General features: G+C 72.8%; 1 protein-coding gene and 1 pseudogene. Both read left to right on the plus strand.

The features are described from left to right. Positions 1–223, plus strand: a pseudogene (locus tag ACLEQD_RS44685) (LysR substrate-binding domain-containing protein); the annotation flags it as partial. Positions 224–318: 95 nt separating this feature from the next. Further along, positions 319–645: a thioredoxin gene (gene trxA / locus ACLEQD_RS44690; protein WP_171411702.1), complete on the plus strand. Its 327-nt coding sequence runs from the start codon at positions 319–321 to the stop codon at positions 643–645. The last annotated feature ends 90 nt before the right edge of the window (positions 646–735 follow it).

Genomic DNA, 735 nt, shown 5'->3' on the forward strand with positions numbered 1-735 from the left:
GGCGGCGGCGCGCGCGGGCCTGGGCATCGTGCGGCTCGGCGGCGTCGCTGGTGGCGGACGACGTGCGCGCGGGGCTGCTCGTCCCGGTGCTCGCGGCGGACACGCCCCCGGGCCTGCCCATCTTCGCCGTCTACCCGAGCAGCCGGCAGCTGCCCCTCAAGGTGCGCGCCTTCCTGAAGCTCCTCTCCGCGCGCGCGCCGCGCTCCCGTGGGAGGAGGAATAGGGCTCCTGGCGGAACACTGCGTCCCGCGCGGGGTGCTCCTCCGCGCCCCCGCCCGCGATTACATCCCCCGGACACGCAGCGCAGGGAGGATGGACATGGCTGGCAACGTCATCGAATTGGGCGACGCGGAGTTCCAACGCGAGGTGCTGGAGTCGCAGGAGCCGGTGCTGGTGGACTTCACCGCCACCTGGTGCCCGCCGTGCCGGGTCATCGCGCCGGTCATCGACACGCTGGCCGCCGAGTACAAGGGCCGGATGAAGATGGTGAAGCTCAACGTGGACGACCACCCGAAGACGCCCGAGCAGTACGGCATCCGGGCCATGCCCACCCTGCTGTTCTTCAAGGGCGGGAAGGTGGTGAAGCAGGTCGTGGGCGCCGTGCCGAAGGCGAAGCTGGAGGAGGCCGTGCGCCAGGTCCTCTGACGCTCAGCCCACGCCGCCGGACGGCACCGGCCCGGCCAGCCGCGACTCCACGAAGCGCCGGGTCGCGGTGAGCGCCGCGTCGATGCGCCG

This window comes from Corallococcus sp. 4LFB (genome assembly GCF_046520365.1).
GTDB lineage: Bacteria > Myxococcota > Myxococcia > Myxococcales > Myxococcaceae > Corallococcus > Corallococcus caeni.

Excerpts from the sequence above, each read along its gene's own strand:
- trxA (WP_171411702.1), top strand. The coding sequence starts at position 319 with ATGGCTGGCAACGTCATCGAATTGGGCGACGCGGAGTTCCAACGCGAG.